Source organism: Ruegeria sp. BG8, assembly GCF_056538325.1.
The window spans coordinates 113,843-130,696 of record NZ_JBQFSZ010000004.1 but is presented as its reverse complement, the minus strand read 5'-3'; the positions used below and the strand labels follow the sequence as shown (position 1 = coordinate 130,696).

Here is a 16,854-nt window from a genome sequence, read left to right as displayed (position 1 = left end):
TAGGGCGCGGGTAGGGATTTGGCTAGTCACATCTTGCGTGAGCACATGGTGATGTCACGCTAAAACCTCTTCTTTATTGACTCTTTGCAGGTTCAGCCCGGCGCGTGGCTTGGTTTGGGTGGCATGCCAACTGACCGGGGGCAGGGCACGAGCACGACGGCGGGTCAGGGTCCAGCGACGGGTTTCCCCTTGATGATCCGCAGCCATGTGCCAACGGGTTTCGACCCCCTGCGCGCCGCCATCACCGGGCGTGAGCAGCAGCCCAAGTGGTGCCTGTCCCATCAAACCGCCCTGTTCGGCGGCCAGATGCATCCGACGTATTGGCGTCAGGGCAGGCGCGTCTGGCAGGTCGCCGATCACCAGCGGGATCGCCCCGCTGCGCAGTGCCTCTTCTAGGCACCATAGCAGATCCTCGACCCGGGTAGGGCGGACAAAGATGAATCGGGCCGGATCGGCAAAAGGCATCATCCCATCGGGGTTCAACTGTCCCGGCTCCCACGCGGGTGAAATCCACAAGACCGGTCCTTGCGTCTGCCCGGCCAGCCATAGGGCAAAGCTGCGTCGGGCGGGGCCGCACGCCTCGTGCACGCGACCCAATTGCAATGTGATCTGAGGATGCAGCGCCACCCCGGATGCTGCACGTGCTGGTTTGCGGTCAAGAAGATGTGTAGACATGCGTGCAAGCTAGCATGTTCTTATTTTGTTCTCAATCCCGGAATGTAATCAGCGGGACAGGATCATCCGACCATCGGCGAACTGAATGTTGGAAAACCGATGCAGGTAATCCATCCCCAGCAGAGATTGAAACAGCTCACCCTCATTCACCCAGGCCGAGACATTGCGGTCCGTGACAGGACCCACAGTCAGCGTCTCAAGCCGGACCGGAGCAGTCCGCACCTCGCCATTCGCAGTGGCGGCGCGCCCGAAATAGTTCAACTGGTCGGGATCAATCCCCAAACGCTCGGCGTCTTGTGAGCTGAGGACAATCTGACTGGCGCCCGTATCCACCAGAAAATCAATGGTCTGACCATTCACATCAATCGGCAGGTAATAATGACCATCATAGGCGCGGGGGACTTCGATTGTCTCCCCAGTAACGGTTAGTTGGGGCGAGGGGGCAACGGTGCTGCGGATGTCTTCCCACAGGCCAACCACGGCGATGACGCCGACAAAAATGAACATCCAGGCCATCGCCTGTTGCAGCGTTTTATTCAGCGTTTGGCGGTTTTGCGAGATGAACCACGCCACAACAGCAGCGCCAAGCAATCCCAGATAAGCCAAACGTGCAATGCTGTCGCCGTCCATACTGTAATCCTAACCTGTTACCCTGAGAGGTATATGGGGATTTACGACGCGAAACCAAAGGCCTTTAGGCCATCCAGAATGAATTGGACGGATAAGGCGGCCAACAACATTCCCAAAAGCCGGGTCAGTACGTTCAAACCGGTTTTTCCCAAGATGCGGGCGATCAAACCACCCGCAAGAAAGAAGACAAACACCACCAACATCACGGCAAGCATTACGCCGCATGCGGCAGCTATACCGGAAATGCCGGGGTTCTGCCCCGCCAACAGGATGATCGTGGCAATGGATCCGGGACCGGCAATCAAAGGGATAGCCAGCGGAAAGACCGAAGGATCTGGATGCTCTTCCTCTTCGGCGCGATCTTCGCGTCGCTTGGTGCGGCGCTCGAACAGCATGTCGAGCGCGGTCAGGAACAGCAGTGCTCCGCCGGCCACGCGAAAGGCCGGCATGGAGATGCCGACAAACCCCAGAACGGCCTCACCAAAGGCGGCAAACGCGATCAGGATACAAACGGCAGTCAGACAGCTTCGGATCGCAGTCTTGCGGCGCGTTGCAGCATCCATGTCCTGCGTAAGAGCGACAAAAATCGGAGTTGTTCCAAAAGGGTCAATCACAACGAACATCGTTGTGAATGCAGTTATGAAAAAGGCCAGATCAATCATTCCGCCGCGCCTTGTTGCAATGCCAGTAATATTGAATGCGCTTCATCGGCCAAACGGCTGGGAACATAAACATGATCATGGTGATAGCCCGCAACCATATTTGCAGGGATGTTACTTTGGGCAAGCGCACTGGAAACTGCTGCGGTCAAACCCACCCCCTCTAGCGAGGAATGCACCTGCAGTGTGATGCAGCGCATGTGCACCGCATCTGAAGGGGCGGCGTCTAGGGGCACAATAAGGGAAAGCCCCTCAGCCTCAACATAGCTGCCCCGCGTTCCCGAAGGCCACGCTTGGTCGCTGGGCCAGACTACGAACGCGAATTCGCCGGGCTGAATTTCCGGGCGCATTCCTGCGATCATCGCATTGCGGTCCACCAAAGGTTCGGTCATGAGGCTTCTGCCTCTTCAAGACGTTCTGCGGCTGCAACCCAAAGAGCCTCGGCCTTTTGCATTGCTTCGACCACTTCGGCGAACTTGCGGTTCCACGTTTCAAGGTCGTTTATCCGGTCGTCTTCATACAATGCAGGGTCCGCCAGTTTCGCCGACAGCTTGTCGTGCATGCCTGTCAGTTTCTCAATCCGATCCTCGCATTTGCGCAAATCGGCGCGTAGGGCCAGCATAGTATCGCGCGACGGGCGTTTTGCCTTAGTGGGCTGCAGCTTTTGTTTAACCGGCTTGTCGCGGGCCAGCAGTAGCGCGCGGTAAGCCTCTAGATCGTCGTCGAACGGTTTGACGGTGCCGTCAGAGACAAGCCAAAGCCGATCCGCCACCAGCGACAGCAGGTGCATATCGTGACTGACCAACACAACCGCACCGGAATAGGCGGTCAACGCCTCGACCAGCGCCTCGCGACTTTCGATGTCGAGGTGGTTGGTGGGTTCGTCAAGGATCAGCATATGCGGCGCGTCAATTGTGGCCAGCAAAAGCGACAGGCGGGCTTTCTGACCGCCCGACAGGCGACCGACCTCTGTCTCCGCCTGATCTGCATTCAGGCCAAACCCGGCCAGACGCGATCGCCATTTGCCGGGCCCCTCATCCGGGCGCAGGCGGCGCAGGTGATCCAAGGGGGTCTCGTCCACATAAAGCTCGTCGACCTGATGCTGCGCGAAATAGCCGATGCGCAGTTTGGAGCTGCGGGTCATCTTGCCCGCCATCAGGGGCAGGCGGTCGGACAGCAGTTTCGACAGAGTCGATTTGCCCTGACCGTTCTTGCCCAGCAGCGCGATCCGGTCGTCCTGATCAATGCGCAAGTTGAGGCGGCGTAGCACTTCGGTGTCGCCATAGCCGGTCACGCCGCCTTCCAGATGGATGATCGGGGGCGATAGCTCCTCAGGTTCGGGGAAAGAGAACGCGCGCAGGGCTGCTTCTTGCGGGGTGGAAACAAGCTGGATGCGCTCGATCATCTTCAGACGGGACTGGGCTTGCACGGCCTTGGTGGCCTTGGCGCGAAATCGGTCTACGAAGCTTTGCAGATGGGCGATGCGCGCCTTGGCCTTGGCGTTTTCCGACTCCGCCTGCGCAATGCGTTCGGCGCGGCGTTCGGCGAATTTGTCATAGGGAACCGCATAATAGGTCAGCTTGCGGTCTTCCAGATGCAGGATCGAACCGACAGCGCGGTTCAAGAGCCCGCGGTCGTGGCTGATGATGATCACGGTATGAGGATACTTGGCGAGGTAGCTTTCCAGCCATAACGCACCTTCAAGGTCCAGATAGTTGGTCGGTTCGTCCAGCAGCAGCAGGTCCGGCTGCGCAAACAGAACCGCAGCAAGCGCCACGCGCATTCGCCAACCGCCCGAGAAATCCGAGCACGGCTTGAGTTGGTCCTCATCGTCAAACCCCAAACCTTTGAGGATCGACGCCGCCCGAGCTTCGGCCGACCACGCATCGATATCGGCCAGTCGCGTCTGTATTTCGGCGATCCTTGTCGGATCTGTCGCGCTGTCAGCCTCAGCCATCAAGGCGTTGCGCTCGGTGTCGGCGGCCAGAACCGTGTTGATCAAAGAGACATCGGACGAGGGCACCTCTTGCGCCACGCCGCCTATCCGCGCGCGTTTGGGAATGTTGATATTGCCCGATTCCAACGACAGTTCGCCCCGGATCAGGCGAAATAGCGTGGTCTTGCCGGTGCCATTGCGGCCGACCAGACCAACCTTGTGCCCATCGGGGATGGTCGCACTGGCCCCGTCGAACAAAGGGCGGCCTTCGACGGCATAGGTGATGTCTTCGATCCGTAGCATGGGCCGCTCTTAGCAGAGCGATCTTGCCGCCGCCAGCGGGTTGACATGTTCATCCAACGATCAATGTGATAGCGCTGATATGTTTGGCTGCATTGGAACATTTGATGAGACCGGCACAATCTCCTCCGTCCTTGATCACGCTGGTCCTTCTGACCGCGTTGTCGGTGCTGTCGTTGAACATGTTTCTGCCCTCGTTGCCAAGTATCGGCGAAGCGCTTGGGGCGGATTACGGCCTCGTCAACCTGTCTGTAGCGGGTTACTTGGCCCTGTCGGCGGTCTTGCAATTGATCATGGGGCCATTGTCTGACCGATTTGGGCGCAGACCGGTTTTGCTTTTCTGCATGGCTGTGTTTGTTGTGGCTTCGATCGGCTGCGCATTGGCCGAGTCGATTTGGGTCTTCCTCGGGTTTCGAATGCTGCAGGGCGCGGTTGTCGCGGGGCAGGTGCTGGCACGCGCCGCGATCCGCGACATGCATCCGCCGAACGAGGCGGCCAGCAAGCTAGGGTATGTGTCGATGGCTATGGCGCTGGCTCCGATGTTGGGGCCCATGCTGGGTGGCCTGCTTGAGATGCTGTTCGGCTGGCGCGCGGGCTTTGTGCTGTATTTTTTGCTGGGTGTTGGCCTGCTGATGCTGGTCTGGGCTGATCTGGGAGAAACGAATACCAACACGACAGCCACTTTTACCGCGCAAATGAAGCTCTACCCACAACTGTTCAACTCGCGCCGGTTCTGGGGCTATTCCTTCTGCGCCGCGTTTTCGATCGGCGGGTTCTATGCCTTTATCACCGGCGCGCCGTTAGTGGCTGCGACATGGTTCGATCTGAACCCCGCACTGCTGGGTTTAGGGATCGGTATTATAACGTTGGGTTTCATGGCGGGCAGCTTTCTGACCGGACGACTGGCTGCACGCGTTCGACTGAACAATATGATCCTGACAGGGCGGATCATTGCCTCGGTCGGGCCTTTGATGGGGTTTGTGGTCTTTGCTGCCGAAGGCGGCAGCGTCTGGACCTTTTTCGGTTCGGCCATTCTGGTGGGTTTTGGCAACGGGTTGACCGTCGCCAACGCCACTGCAGGCCTGATGTCGGTCCGTCCGCAATTGGCAGGTAGCGCGGCTGGTTTGTCGGGGGCGATGACAGTCGCATTGGGCGCGTTGCTGACCTTTGCCACAGGTGGATTGGTCACCGCAGAGAACGCGCCGTTTATCGTGTTGGGTATGATGTTCGCTAGCAGTTTCGCGGGGCTTTTATCCATCCTTTATGTGCGTCGGGTCGATCAGTTGGACCCATTGCCGGACACGATCTGAGCGACGAGCCACATAACACTTTTCTTAGGTCACATACCGTGCTAGGCGGCGCGCGATGGATTTCGGCGCACACCCCGCGCCACATTGTAAGGAGAGGCCGATATGGCACTGGAACGCACATTCTCGATCATCAAACCCGATGCAACCCGCCGCAACCTGACTGGCAAAATCAACGCCAAGTTCGAAGAAGCCGGCCTGCGCATCGTTGCGCAAAAGCGCATCCACATGACCAAAGAGCAAGCTGGCAAATTCTACGAAGTGCACGCCGAGCGTCCGTTCTATGACGAACTGTGCGAATTCATGTCGTCGGCTCCGGTCGTTGTGCAGGTTCTGGAAGGCGAAGGTGCCATTGCCAAGAACCGCGAAGTCATGGGCGCAACCAACCCCGCGGACGCTGCCGCTGGCACCATCCGTGCCGAGTTCGCTGAATCGGTTGGCGAAAACTCGGTTCACGGTTCCGACGCGCCGGAAACCGCGGCGGTTGAGATCGCCTACTTCTTCTCGGGCATCGAACTGGTCGGTTAATCCGCAACCAGCTTAGTCTTCAGGCCGCGCCCGGTTTCCGGGTGCGGCTTTTTTATTCTGGTTTGATATCGCCAGCAGTCACTCGGACCCCGATTGCATCCAGATCCGCGATCATCTTTGCCTCGGGTGCGGTGCGCACATTGGCCTTGATTGCATCGAACCGCTTGCGCAGTTCTTTCTTTTCTTGGCCTTTGCAGTCGTTCCATGGCCGACCCTGCAAGCCCATAACCAGAACATAATACCCTATGAAATGTGGGCGTGATCCGTTTTGCAGCAGCAGGCTATACGCCGCGTCTGCACCGATTTCGCGCAACTGCTGGGCTGAATGGATACCGGCCCGTGCGCAAGCCTGCTCAAACGCCGGGCCAAGGTTGCGGATCGATGAGACTGGATCGGACATGTTTTTGTCTTAGCGGCGTTCTTGGATCCTGTCATCTGCCGATCTCAGGCAGCCGTTGTTCTTTGGTTGATTATAGTTCCGTTTCGCGTTTTCATATGATCAGGCAAGTGCTTATGTCGAAGGCCAAGAGCTTAGAAAACACCAAAACTCAATTGAATACACAGCTTTGGCGTCGAAGGGCGGCGGCTTTCTAGGGTAACTTCTGTTGGAAAGGACGGACGCAATGACGGAGGGAGAAACGACGTTTGTCCTGCCGGGTTCGTTTGATCCAAAAACGCTTTCAACCTCATTGCCCGACTTAGAAATAAGCGTTGGAGAATCCACCCGTCCGACCGTCTTCCAAATGCTGGATTGCTTTGACCAGTCTATCCGGGCAAATGGGCGGGTTTTGATCCAGGGCGCTGGCGAACTGAAATTGATCCTGGAGAACGGGCAGATCCTTTCGCAAGTCGGGGGCGGGCAGGGTAGCTTTGTTCATGATCTTCCCGACGGACCCGTTCGGAAGGCGCTGGTCGGATTTCCCAAGTTGCGCGCTTTGACGACAATCGGGCAAGGGGAACGGTTAACGACCACCTTTGCGGTTCTGGACGACGTTCAAAAAACCCAAATGCGCGGAGAACTCACAACCCTGACAACAGTAAATGGCCAAGCCAGTGTTGTTTCAGTCCGACCAATGCGTGGCTACGAAGGGACCTATCAGGCCGTTTGTGAGTTGATCGACGCTATGTCTGTTCTTGTGAACGGGATGGAGCCGATTGTTGCAGCGCTTTTTCCCAACGCAGTGCCGTATCAGGCCAAACCAGAAATAAAGTTGGGCAGGGATGAGCCGTCTATCGAAGTGGCTACTGACATCATTCAGACGTTCCTTTCCGTCGCACGCCAGAACGAAGCGGGTATCATCGCGGATATCGATACGGAATTCCTACATGACTACCGCGTTTCTTTGCGGCGCATTCGTTCGGTTGTTAGCCTCTTCAAGGGGGTTTTTTCACCTGCTCAAACGGTCGAACTAAAACAGACTTTCGCGGCCCTAATGTCGCCAACGGGTCGTGTGCGGGATTTGGATGTCTACTTGCTGGAAAAAGAAACCTATTTCGAGTTGATCCCAACCAGTTTGCATGCGGGCACCGAAGATATGTTTACCGAGTTCCAAGCGGAAAGAACGAAGGCACTGGGAGACCTTAGAAAATGGCTGCAATCATCTGCTTATGAAAAAGAAATCTGTAAATTAACGTCTCTGTTCGCGACGTCGAAAAACCTCGATCCAGGCCCGAATGCAGAACGCAGCGCTTTTGACTATGCCTGCGAACTGATTTGGAAACGCTATAGCAAGGTCTGTAAGTTGGCTCGCCGCATAACCCCTCAGACACCCGATGCATTGGTGCATGACTTACGCATCGACTGTAAGAAGCTGAGATATCTTATGGAGTTTTTTGGCCCCCTGTATGACAGAAAGGCATTCAAAACGATCATCAAGCCTCTGAAAAGGCTGCAGGATAATCTGGGTCAATTCAATGATTGTTCGGTTCAAAAAGACAGCCTACTTGCTTTTGTCGAGCAGAAAACTAACAAGCAGAACCGAGCGAACGCCCAATTGGCGATGTCAATTGGTGGGTTAATCGCGGTGTTGGATGAACGACAAAAGGCCGAACGGGATCAGGTGATCGACAACTTCCGCCATTTTGACAGCCCGAAAATCCGGGCGCTGTTCCAAAATCTGTTTCACCGAATGGAGGGCTAAGGATTGAAAATCATTGCCTGTTACAGCAACAAGGGCGGCGTCGGAAAAACCGCGACGTCGGTTAATCTGGCTTATGCATACGCTGCGGCCGGTAAGACGGTACTTTTGTGCGATCTTGACCCGCAGGGTGCATCTGGATTCTACCTCCGTGTAAAGCCGTCCAAGAAATTGACCGAGGCTCGATTTTTTGAGGATGTCGAACGGTTTATCAAGTCCATCCGTGCAAGCGATTTCGATCGGCTGGATGTCCTGCCTGCCAACCTGACGTTCCGCGACTTTGATGTTTTCCTGTCCCGGATGCGGAACAAGAGGTCGCGGTTGAAAAAGGCTCTTGCCGCCGCCGGAAGTGATTACGACGTTATCATTCTGGACTGTCCGCCGAATTTCTCGACCCTGTCCGAGAACATCTTCAAAGCGGCGGATGTGATCGTTGTTCCGGTGATACCAACAACCCTGTCCGAACGTACATTCGGCCAACTCGTCGATTTCTTCGAGCAAAAGAACCTGCCCAAAAAGAAGCTGAAGGCGTTCTTTTCCATGCTACAGCGCCGCAAAAGCCTGCATCTTGAAACGATGGAGAGCATGCGAGCAACGTACCCCAAACGGTTTATGAAAACTGCAATCCCATTTGCCGCTGATATCGAACGGATGGGACAGAACCGCGCGCCTGTAAAGGTTTTCGCGCAGCGTAGCGCAGCAGCGGCGGCCTATGCGGAGCTGTTTGAAGAGCTAGAGAATGGAGTGACTTCAAAGGGATGAGCGCTGAAATTGAACGAAAATTCCTTGTCGCCCACATGCCGGATTTAACCGGAACAAGTCAGGCTGTTGTTCGCCAAGGCTACTTGACCGCTCCGGAAGATTCGACCGAACTGCGGCTTCGGCAAAAGAATGACCGCTATTACTTGACGCTAAAAGGTGGCGGTGGAATGGTAAGGGTCGAACGCGAAGCTGAGATATCAGTCGAACAGTTCGAGACATTCTGGGCAGAGACCGAAGGTCGGCGCGTCGAAAAAGAGCGCTATTCCGGGCAGTTGTCTGATGGTCATGTATTTGAGCTGGATGTCTTTCAGGGCACGCTGGCACCATTATGTTTGGTAGAGGTCGAGTTTCGGACCGAAGCCGAAGCTCGCGATTACGAGCCGCCAGTATGGTTCGGCAAAGATGTGACAGACGACCCACGCTATAAGAACAAGGCAATGGCCGTTAATGGCGCGCCAGACTGATCGTCGCCTCTAGGCCCGGGTCGCAGTTGCGGGCGGTAAACGCACCTTCGTGCATGCGGGAAATCGCTGCGACCAACGCCAACCCAAGCCCTGCATTTCGCTCGGTCCGGGCAGGATCCAGCGTCACAAATGGCACTTGCAGCTGGGAAAGCTCACTTGCTGGTACACCGGGTCCCCGATCCCGAACGCTAAGTTGCGCTGTGCATTCGTCCTCGCCAATAGTGATGGTTATGGCTGTGTTTTCAGGCGCATAACGCATGGCGTTCTCTAAAAGGTTTGACAAGGCTTGGGACAGCAACGGACGGTGACCTTGTATCGGGGCAGCCGTTCCGCGCACCTCAAGCGCGATACCCTGATCTGCAGCGACGGGTTCGTACAGTTCGGCGACATCCGCAACGAGTTGTTGAAGATCAACGGTTTCAAACTGCTCGCGCCCAACGCCTGCCTCGGCGCGCGAAATCTCGGTCAACTGACTCAGAACCCTTAGAACGTGGTCGATCTCGACAGAAGCTCTTGCTACGTCGATCTCACGCTCTTGCTCTGTCTTGTTTGGGTCGGATAGTGCTTCGACCCTTTGTTTGAGGCGCGCGAGCGGAGATCGAAGATCATGCGCGATGGAATTTGAGGTCGTGCGCAGGTTGCTGATCAACTCTTCAATGCGGTCCAGCATGGTGTTGAGCGTCCCGGCGACCTGGTCGAACTCATCACCGGTCCCGCGCATCGGCATACGGCGGGATAAATCGCCGGACACGATGTTTTCGGCTGTGCTGGCAATGTCTGACAGGCGGGAAAAAACCAACCGGGTAAAAAGCCACCCGGTCAGAACGCTGAGCGCCAGGGCAATGGCCAGAGCGATCCCAACTGATCGGAGCAGCGCGCGGTCAAATTGCTGGCGGGCAAGGGCGTCTCGACCAACCAAAAGCCGCTCTCCACCCGGTAGTCGAATAGACGCTGCGGAAATTGGCACCAAGGCGTTGTTGTCGGCCCGGTGAAGTTCAAGGTCAACCCAACCGCTGCCTGCCGCGATACCCGCAGGCCATTGCTTTAAGTTGCCTGCCAAAGTTGCGCCAAAACGGTCGGTTAGAAGGTAAAGCGCATCCCGTTCTGACGCGCTAGGAAGGCGTCGTTCTATCGCGGTCATCAAACCTATCAGACCGCGCCTTTCGTATTCATCTGCAAGCCCGGTTAGTTCGGCAGAGACGACCGATCGTGTTTCCCCCTCAATGCTTCGGTTCGCGGTAAAATACACCAAGGCCAGAACAGTGGCCGTTAGCAAAGTGCTAAGTGCCATACTGGCCAGAACAAGGCGCGTACGCGAATTATTGAACGAAAGCCGAATGTTATCCATCGGATATCATGTATCCGGCACCTCGTACGGTTTCAATAAGCGGGGATCGTCCGCCTTCATCCAACTGGCGGCGCAGTTTGGAGATATGGACGTCCACCACATTGGTGTTGGGGTCAAAGTGGTAGTCCCAAACACCCTCCAGCAGCATGGTTCTGGACACCACGCGGTTCTTGCGGCGCAGGAAGTATTCAAGGATCTGGAACTCGCGTGGGGTCAGCGTGATTTCATGACCCTCACGCGTGACCTTACGGGTCAGCAAGTCCATCTCAAGGTCGCGACAGGTCAGGGTCGAGGTTTCTTCGGCCTCCTGAGGGCGGCGCAAAAGTGCTTCAATCCTGGCATGCAGCTCTTGGAAAGAAAAAGGCTTTACCAAATAGTCATCTGCACCGGAATGTAATCCCTTCACACGCTCGTCTACTGCGCTCATGGCGGTGAGCATCAGAACCGGCGTGTTCAAGCCCGCGGCACGTAAGGATCGGATCAGCGACAAACCATCCAGACCAGGCAGCATGCGATCCAGAACGATCGCGTCAAACCCGCCATCTGTTGCATGGTACAGGCCCTCACGCCCATCAGCGGCCTGTTCGACAACATAGCCTTCCTCGCCAAAGCCTTTGGCAATGAACTCGCGGGTGTCTTCATCATCTTCGACGATCAGCAGGCGACGGCTCATGTTCCGAACTCCTTTGATATAGTATTTAAACACAAATTTTGGGGCAAGACACTGGGGTTAGGAGAAAACGTGCCGGGTGCGTCGTTGCGCACCCGGCAGTCCCGGCGGAACGCGGACAATTCAATCCGCCGGGGAGGCGCACGCCAGATATTCCCCATCACGTGGCGCGCGCGGGTGTGAAATCAGGCGATGTCAACGGCCACGAAAATCTGGCTGCCGCCGCGGTTGATCAAAACCAGTGCGGGCCCTGTTTTTTCGTTGTCGAGCGCGGTCTTCAGCGCGTCGGGCGTCGTGGTTTCCTGACTGCCCAGTTTGACGATGACATCACCGGGCTGGAGGCCAGCTCGGGCTGCCGGGCTATCGGGCTGAAGCTCAGTGACAACCACGCCTTCGACAGTTTCAGCCACACCCATCTGACTACGCGTCGTGTCGTTCAGCGGAGCAACTGTCACACCCAGTGCGGTGCCTTCGATCGTATCGTCGACAGACTTATCGATCTCAGCCTTTGCGCTTTGGTGCTGGCCAATGGTCAACTGCAACTGCTGCTCGGATCCGTCGCGCAGGACGGTCAGTGTGCTTTCGGTGCCAACCTTGGTCGTACCCACCAACAGCGGCAGATCGCTGCTTGAGTCGACGTCTTCGTCGTTGAAGGTCAGAATGATGTCGCCTTGTTTCAGGATGCCTTCGGCTGGGCTGCCGGTCACAACATCAGACACGAGCGCACCGGACGATGCATCAATACCCATGGCCGCTGCGATTTCAGGGCTCACGTTTTGAATAGAGACACCCAACCATCCGCGGCTGACCTGACCATCGTCTCTGAGGTCGGCCGCAATGTGTTCGACAATGTTGGACGTCACTGCAAAACCCAGACCAACTGAACCGCCGCTGGGCGAGTAGATGGCCGAATTTACGCCGACAACTTCTCCGTCCATGTTGAACAACGGCCCACCTGAGTTGCCCTTATTGATCGCAGCGTCTGTCTGGATGAACTCGGCATAGGGCCCTTGCGAAATGTTACGACCCTTGGCCGACACAATTCCGGTGGTCACGGTTGAGCTGAGACCAAACGGGTTACCGATAGCCACAACATCTTCGCCAACACGAATTACGTCGCTGTCGCCCAATTCCACGGCTTGCAGGGTTTCGCCTGCGTCAATCTTCAGAACCGCGATGTCGGTCAGGGGATCAGTGCCGACAATCTCTGCTTCGAAAGTACGGTCATCATTCAGTCGCACGGTTACGGTCGAGGCATTGTCGACCACGTGGTGGTTGGTCACGATGTACCCGGCCTCATCCAGAACGAAACCTGATCCCAATCCCTGGGCAGGCCCACGTTGGGGGGCGTCAAAACCCTCGGGCGTGCCAAAGCGTTTGAAGAATTCGCCAAAAGGGTGACCTTCAAAATCAAAACCTTGTCCCTGCGCGGGCGTCGGGCGCGCCTCTTGTTCCGCTAGAATGGTCACAACCGACGGCGAAACGCTCTCGACCAAGTCCGCCAGTGCTTCGTCCGCTTTCGCGGGCAGGGCAGTGGTTGCCAGCAAGGCGGCCCCCAAAGCACTGACACCTACCCAGTTGGACGTGCGTGGGACGAGAAGAGAGGATTTACGGATGCTCATTTTTGTCTCCTGTTTGACTCACGCGGTTCCAGCCGCGCGTTAATGCAGGAGATGCGGTACAAGTCTGATCTTTTCCTGAGATAAAGATTAAGAAATCTTAATTTTGCCACAAATGGCGTGTTTGATTCAAAATAACTATGTGGCGAGTCGGGCGTTGAGCTGCGAATCGAATGATACGAATCGTGCAATTGTTTCCCGTTCCCCAGCCAAACCCGGAAAAGCGGCGAATTGATTCAGTTTTGAAAACAAATCGCATACTGCTTCGATGACTGCTTTGAAGCTCAGCTTTGGGTTGTAGTCTCAAATTGGGTTAATGACCATGACCAGTGATCTACTATAAATCTTACCGACCATTGGTTCATTTGATGTGCGCATAATGGCCATTTTCCAATCAAATTGAGCCAAGAAAAATCGCCTTAAGGTAGAGTGATTGGTGCCCAGTTGTTGCGTAAATACCATTCAGAATCACTTAAAATTAACCGAAGGTTCTAGTTTTGCGTTGTTTGCCCCGACCGGATCGGTGACGATGATCATGCCCAAGCGAGGGGTAGCCAGCGGCACTAGGGGGTGCCAATGGCTTGTCACAGTCACCAGAAACGCTGAGCGGCATGTTAACGAGGGGGTCTTGTTTAGGTTCGGCAGCGGAATAGCCATGGTGCCAATAGGCATTAGTGGCAGCGTTTTTGGGACAGTGAAACGTGGTAGTCCTGCATTGGGCACCGGCCCGGTCTGAAAAGACCGGGCCGTGTTTGTTTAGATAACCCGGTTTTTGCGCCACTCGGCCCATTCCTCAGGCGTATCGAGATCAAGCAGAGCATTGTGATTGGGTAGGACGCACAAGTGAACCTTTTGTCGGTTTGCCCGAACAACCGACTGAGCGCCTTCATCCCCACGCAGAGCTTTCAATTTGGGAAAGAGATCAGCATCGAAAATTACGGGATGTCCTGGCTTTCCTGCCGCTGTTGCGCCTCGCCATATCAAGTTGTCAGGGTAGTCGGATACCGATTGAAGGACACACACTAGGTCTTCTTTGGTGAGTTCGGGCAGATCGGCTAGCAAAACCATTGCGCCGGACTTGCTTGCTGGCAGGCTGGCTAAAGCGCCGCGCAAGCTCGCGTTCATGCCCTCGGCGGCGTCTGGTATTTCGATTTTTTGCACGCTCAGTCCATCAAGCGCCCGGTATCTGTCATGTGGCTTGGGCGGAAGCGCCACATAGACGTCGCCAACCTGCAAGGCGATCAGGGCTATTCGACGTAGCAAAGGTTCTCCGTCGACGTCCTGCAACAGCTTATCGGCGCCGCCCATGCGCCGGGATTGCCCGGCGGCTAACAGTATGATCGGTATGTCTTTCATGGCGCTAGCATGCCCTCGCTTCGCGCCCAAGTCATCCCCGCATGCGGGTTCCATCTGCGTCAAACAGAGGCTCTGAGACTACATGTGCTTTTCGCATTTGTCCCAGAATCTCGATTTCAACCTCTAGCCCATCCTGAACGCGATCAATGGGTAGAAAACCCATTGCGACAGATTTTTCTGCGTGGTGAGAATAACCGCCCGACGTGCAGAAGCCGACGACATCTCCATCCAGCCAGATCGGCTCATAGGCGTTTACGTCTGCGTCTGCGGCGTCCACGACAAAGGAAACCAGCTTACGTTTCGGTCCTGTGCGCTGTTCAGCTTCGGCGGCAGAGCGGCCGATGAAGGCAACATTCTTTGAAAATGAGATGAAGCGATCCAAGCCAGTTTCTGCAGCCGTGTAATCAGGTGAGAATTCGCGCATCCAGGATCCGAAAAACTTGTCCAATCGCAGGCTCATCATGGCGCGCATACCAAAGGGTACCATGCCCATTGGTTCACCAGCCTGCCAGAGCGTCCACCAAAGCTGTCGTTGTGCCATTGGATCGCAGTAAACCTCATACCCCAGATCACCCGTATAGCTGACACGCTGAACAATGCAGTCCGTCATCCCGACCGTCATCCGGCGTACATCCAGAAAACGAAGGTCGGAAATGTCCTCGCGCGTGCATGCAGCCAAGACAGCCGATGAATTGGGCCCCGCAATCTGGAAGCCATTCAAACGGTCGCTGATATTTTCGATCTGCACGCCACTCTCGAGGTTCTGCTGGAACCAGCGCATGTGAAATGCCTGAGCACCATAAGAGGCGGTCAACTGAAACTCTGTCGCGTTTAAGCAAGAAACGGTAAAATCACCGATCAACTTGCCTTTGTGAGAAAGCATTGGCGTCAGCGATAAACGCCCCGGTTGTGGAAGTCGTCCGGCCATCATCCGATCTAACCAAACCCGGGCGTTGTTGCCGGTGACCCGATATTTACCGAAATTATGCACTTCGTTGATGCCCACACCCGACCGAACGGCACGAACTTCTCGGCCCGTTGCCACAAACGCATCGGACCTGCGGAACGAAGGCGTTTCAAAGCCAGGCTCACCGGCTTGGGCAAAATAATTAGGAACCTCCAGCCCATATTGCTGGCCCCAGACGGCGCCGAGATCGGTGAAAATGTCGTACATAGGCGTTGTTCGACAGGGGCGGGCGGCGGGCAGTTCCTCGTTCGGGTACGCGACACTGAAACGTTTCTGGTAGTTTTCGACCACTTTGGGGCGGGTGTAGCCTGGGCTGATCCAGTCGCCAAAACGGGCCACATCCATTGCGAACACGTCGCGCTCGGGCTCGCCTTCGATCATCCATTGCGCCAAGGTCAGACCAACGCCGCCGCCCTGACTGAAGCCCGCCATTACGCCACACGCTGACCAATAGTTGCGTAAGCCGGGCACCGGGCCCACCAAGGGGTTGCCATCGGGTGCGAAGGTGAACGGCCCATGGATCACGGATTTCACCCCGGCTTCAGCCAAAACGGGGAAGCGTTTATAGGCGAACTCAATACTGTCGGTGATCTTGTCGTAGTCATCCGGTAGCAACTCGTGTCCAAAGTCCCAAGGGGTCCCATCGACGGCCCACGGTTTGCAGGGTTGTTCATAAAAGCCGATGCACAGACCGCGTCCTTCCTGCCGCAGATAGCTCTCTCCGGCCGGATCCATGACATGAGGATGTTCACCCCCTGCGTCTATGATTGCTTCGATTTGGGGGATCGAGTCCGTCACCAGATACTGATGCTCCATCGGGTGCAAAGGAAAATAGACACCCGCCATGGCGCCCACCTCGCGGGCCCAGAGGCCACCGGCGTTGACCACATGCTCAGCGTGGATTGTGCCTTTGTCCGTAACCACGTCCCATGTTCCATCGGGCCGCTGGTTTGTTTCGCGGACCATGCAATGCGTTTCGATCGTGGCCCCACCCATACGTGCAGCTTTGGCATAGGCATGGGTCGTTCCCGATGGATCAAGGTGGCCGTCCAAAGGATCATACAATGCCCCGATGATGCCATCTGTATTGGTAATAGGGGCGATCTTTTTGATCTCATCCGGTCCGACGATTTCGGTTTCCAGACCCATGAACCGGTGTTTGGCCCGTTCGGCCAAGAGCATGTCAAACCGGTCCTGATTGTCGGCCAGCGTCACCCCGCCAACATGGTGCAATCCGCAGGACATGCCGGTAATCTCTTCCAGCTCTTTATAAAGACGGATCGTATACCCCTGTAGGGCAGCCATGTTGGTGTCGCCGTTCAGCGTGTGAAAACCACCTGCCGCGTGCCATGTGGACCCGCTGGTCAGTTCAGAACGCTCTAACAACATCACATCTGACCACCCAAGCTTGGTCAGGTGATACAGGACCGAGCATCCCACAACGCCGCCACCGATCACGGCTACCCGAGTTGTCGTTTTCATCGCATCACCTCCC

16 protein-coding genes are annotated in these 16,854 nt (G+C 56.1%); 5 read left to right on the top strand and 11 right to left on the bottom strand.

The window, feature by feature from the left end:
- Positions 1–54: 54 nt before the first annotated feature.
- From ACR0DG_RS10210 to ACR0DG_RS10190, 5 genes are read right to left on the bottom strand one after another with little or no spacing between them, the layout of a single operon-like run.
- Positions 55–675 (bottom strand): ImuA family protein, encoded by a 621-nt coding sequence (locus tag ACR0DG_RS10210; RefSeq protein ID WP_480697496.1) that lies wholly within the window; start codon positions 673–675, stop codon positions 55–57.
- A 48-nt stretch (positions 676–723) separates the two neighbouring features.
- Positions 724–1,305 (bottom strand): retropepsin-like aspartic protease family protein, encoded by a 582-nt coding sequence (locus tag ACR0DG_RS10205; RefSeq protein WP_480697494.1) that lies wholly within the window; start codon positions 1,303–1,305, stop codon positions 724–726.
- A gap of 41 nt (positions 1,306–1,346) precedes the next feature.
- Entirely contained in the window at positions 1,347–1,967 is a 621-nt protein-coding gene (locus ACR0DG_RS10200) for a MarC family protein (protein ID WP_480697492.1), read from the bottom strand.
- Positions 1,964–2,356 carry an ACT domain-containing protein gene (locus tag ACR0DG_RS10195; RefSeq protein ID WP_480697490.1) on the bottom strand — a complete coding sequence of 131 codons (393 nt, stop codon included), beginning with the start codon at positions 2,354–2,356 and terminating at the stop codon, positions 1,964–1,966. Before ACR0DG_RS10195 ends, ACR0DG_RS10200 begins: the two co-directional genes overlap by 4 nt.
- Entirely contained in the window at positions 2,353–4,203 is a 1,851-nt protein-coding gene (locus ACR0DG_RS10190; RefSeq protein WP_480697488.1) for an ABC-F family ATP-binding cassette domain-containing protein, read from the bottom strand. The genes ACR0DG_RS10195 and ACR0DG_RS10190 overlap by 4 nt, the downstream gene beginning before the upstream one ends.
- 104 nt (positions 4,204–4,307) lie before the next feature.
- On the opposite strand from ACR0DG_RS10190, the gene ACR0DG_RS10185 reads away from it, so the two are divergent.
- Together ACR0DG_RS10185 and ndk are read left to right on the top strand one after the other, a co-directional pair.
- Positions 4,308–5,510: a multidrug effflux MFS transporter gene (locus tag ACR0DG_RS10185; protein ID WP_480697486.1), complete on the top strand. Its 1,203-nt coding sequence runs from the start codon at positions 4,308–4,310 to the stop codon at positions 5,508–5,510.
- A 102-nt stretch (positions 5,511–5,612) separates the two neighbouring features.
- On the top strand, positions 5,613–6,035 hold the full coding sequence (gene ndk / locus ACR0DG_RS10180; RefSeq protein WP_155143779.1) for a nucleoside-diphosphate kinase: 423 nt from the start codon (positions 5,613–5,615) through the stop codon (positions 6,033–6,035).
- Positions 6,036–6,087: 52 nt separating this feature from the next.
- Here ndk and ACR0DG_RS10175 read toward each other — a convergent pair whose 3' ends face one another.
- Entirely contained in the window at positions 6,088–6,435 is a 348-nt protein-coding gene (locus ACR0DG_RS10175) for a TfoX/Sxy family protein (protein ID WP_480697483.1), read from the bottom strand.
- A gap of 223 nt (positions 6,436–6,658) precedes the next feature.
- Between ACR0DG_RS10175 and ACR0DG_RS10170 the strand changes: the two genes are divergently transcribed.
- The 3 genes from ACR0DG_RS10170 to ACR0DG_RS10160 are packed head-to-tail and all read left to right on the top strand — an operon-like array spanning position 6,659 to position 9,399.
- The gene (locus ACR0DG_RS10170; RefSeq protein WP_480697481.1) at positions 6,659–8,176 is read left to right on the top strand and encodes a CHAD domain-containing protein; all 1,518 of its coding nucleotides are present in this window, start codon (positions 6,659–6,661) and stop codon (positions 8,174–8,176) included.
- A gap of 3 nt (positions 8,177–8,179) precedes the next feature.
- A complete protein-coding gene (locus tag ACR0DG_RS10165; protein WP_480697480.1) occupies positions 8,180–8,935 on the top strand; it encodes a ParA family protein in 756 nt (251 codons plus the stop codon).
- Positions 8,932–9,399, top strand: a complete 468-nt coding sequence (locus tag ACR0DG_RS10160; protein ID WP_480697478.1) for a CYTH domain-containing protein — start codon at positions 8,932–8,934, stop codon at positions 9,397–9,399. The genes ACR0DG_RS10165 and ACR0DG_RS10160 overlap by 4 nt, the downstream gene beginning before the upstream one ends.
- Here the strand turns inward: ACR0DG_RS10160 and ACR0DG_RS10155 are convergent.
- The 5 genes from ACR0DG_RS10155 to ACR0DG_RS10135 all read right to left on the bottom strand — a co-directional run bounded on the left by ACR0DG_RS10155 (position 9,380) and on the right by ACR0DG_RS10135 (position 16,841).
- The gene (locus ACR0DG_RS10155) at positions 9,380–10,747 is read right to left on the bottom strand and encodes a sensor histidine kinase (RefSeq protein WP_480697476.1); all 1,368 of its coding nucleotides are present in this window, start codon (positions 10,745–10,747) and stop codon (positions 9,380–9,382) included. The two genes, ACR0DG_RS10160 and ACR0DG_RS10155, sit on opposite strands and share 20 nt — an antisense overlap.
- Positions 10,740–11,420: a response regulator transcription factor gene (locus tag ACR0DG_RS10150; protein WP_480697475.1), complete on the bottom strand. Its 681-nt coding sequence runs from the start codon at positions 11,418–11,420 to the stop codon at positions 10,740–10,742. Before ACR0DG_RS10150 ends, ACR0DG_RS10155 begins: the two co-directional genes overlap by 8 nt.
- Before the next feature lie 182 nt (positions 11,421–11,602).
- Complete coding sequence (locus tag ACR0DG_RS10145) at positions 11,603–13,039, bottom strand: DegQ family serine endoprotease (RefSeq protein ID WP_480697473.1); 1,437 nt, start codon at positions 13,037–13,039, stop codon at positions 11,603–11,605.
- Positions 13,040–13,792: 753 nt separating this feature from the next.
- The gene (locus tag ACR0DG_RS10140) at positions 13,793–14,392 is read right to left on the bottom strand and encodes a nucleotidyltransferase family protein (RefSeq protein WP_480697471.1); all 600 of its coding nucleotides are present in this window, start codon (positions 14,390–14,392) and stop codon (positions 13,793–13,795) included.
- A 31-nt stretch (positions 14,393–14,423) separates the two neighbouring features.
- Complete coding sequence (locus tag ACR0DG_RS10135) at positions 14,424–16,841, bottom strand: GcvT family protein (RefSeq protein WP_480697470.1); 2,418 nt, start codon at positions 16,839–16,841, stop codon at positions 14,424–14,426.
- Positions 16,842–16,854 lie beyond the last annotated feature (13 nt).

Coding starts and splice junctions, on each gene's coding strand:
- ACR0DG_RS10210 (WP_480697496.1), bottom strand. CDS start 675: ATGTCTACACATCTTCTTGACCGCAAACCAGCACGTGCAGCATCCGGG.
- ACR0DG_RS10205 (WP_480697494.1), bottom strand. CDS start 1,305: ATGGACGGCGACAGCATTGCACGTTTGGCTTATCTGGGATTGCTTGGC.
- ACR0DG_RS10200 (WP_480697492.1), bottom strand. CDS start 1,967: ATGATTGATCTGGCCTTTTTCATAACTGCATTCACAACGATGTTCGTT.
- ACR0DG_RS10195 (WP_480697490.1), bottom strand. CDS start 2,356: ATGACCGAACCTTTGGTGGACCGCAATGCGATGATCGCAGGAATGCGC.
- ACR0DG_RS10190 (WP_480697488.1), bottom strand. CDS start 4,203: ATGCTACGGATCGAAGACATCACCTATGCCGTCGAAGGCCGCCCTTTG.
- ACR0DG_RS10185 (WP_480697486.1), top strand. CDS start 4,308: ATGAGACCGGCACAATCTCCTCCGTCCTTGATCACGCTGGTCCTTCTG.
- ndk (WP_155143779.1), top strand. CDS start 5,613: ATGGCACTGGAACGCACATTCTCGATCATCAAACCCGATGCAACCCGC.
- ACR0DG_RS10175 (WP_480697483.1), bottom strand. CDS start 6,435: ATGTCCGATCCAGTCTCATCGATCCGCAACCTTGGCCCGGCGTTTGAG.
- ACR0DG_RS10170 (WP_480697481.1), top strand. CDS start 6,659: ATGACGGAGGGAGAAACGACGTTTGTCCTGCCGGGTTCGTTTGATCCA.
- ACR0DG_RS10160 (WP_480697478.1), top strand. CDS start 8,932: ATGAGCGCTGAAATTGAACGAAAATTCCTTGTCGCCCACATGCCGGAT.
- ACR0DG_RS10155 (WP_480697476.1), bottom strand. CDS start 10,747: ATGGATAACATTCGGCTTTCGTTCAATAATTCGCGTACGCGCCTTGTT.
- ACR0DG_RS10150 (WP_480697475.1), bottom strand. CDS start 11,420: ATGAGCCGTCGCCTGCTGATCGTCGAAGATGATGAAGACACCCGCGAG.
- ACR0DG_RS10145 (WP_480697473.1), bottom strand. CDS start 13,039: ATGAGCATCCGTAAATCCTCTCTTCTCGTCCCACGCACGTCCAACTGG.
- ACR0DG_RS10140 (WP_480697471.1), bottom strand. CDS start 14,392: ATGAAAGACATACCGATCATACTGTTAGCCGCCGGGCAATCCCGGCGC.
- ACR0DG_RS10135 (WP_480697470.1), bottom strand. CDS start 16,841: ATGAAAACGACAACTCGGGTAGCCGTGATCGGTGGCGGCGTTGTGGGA.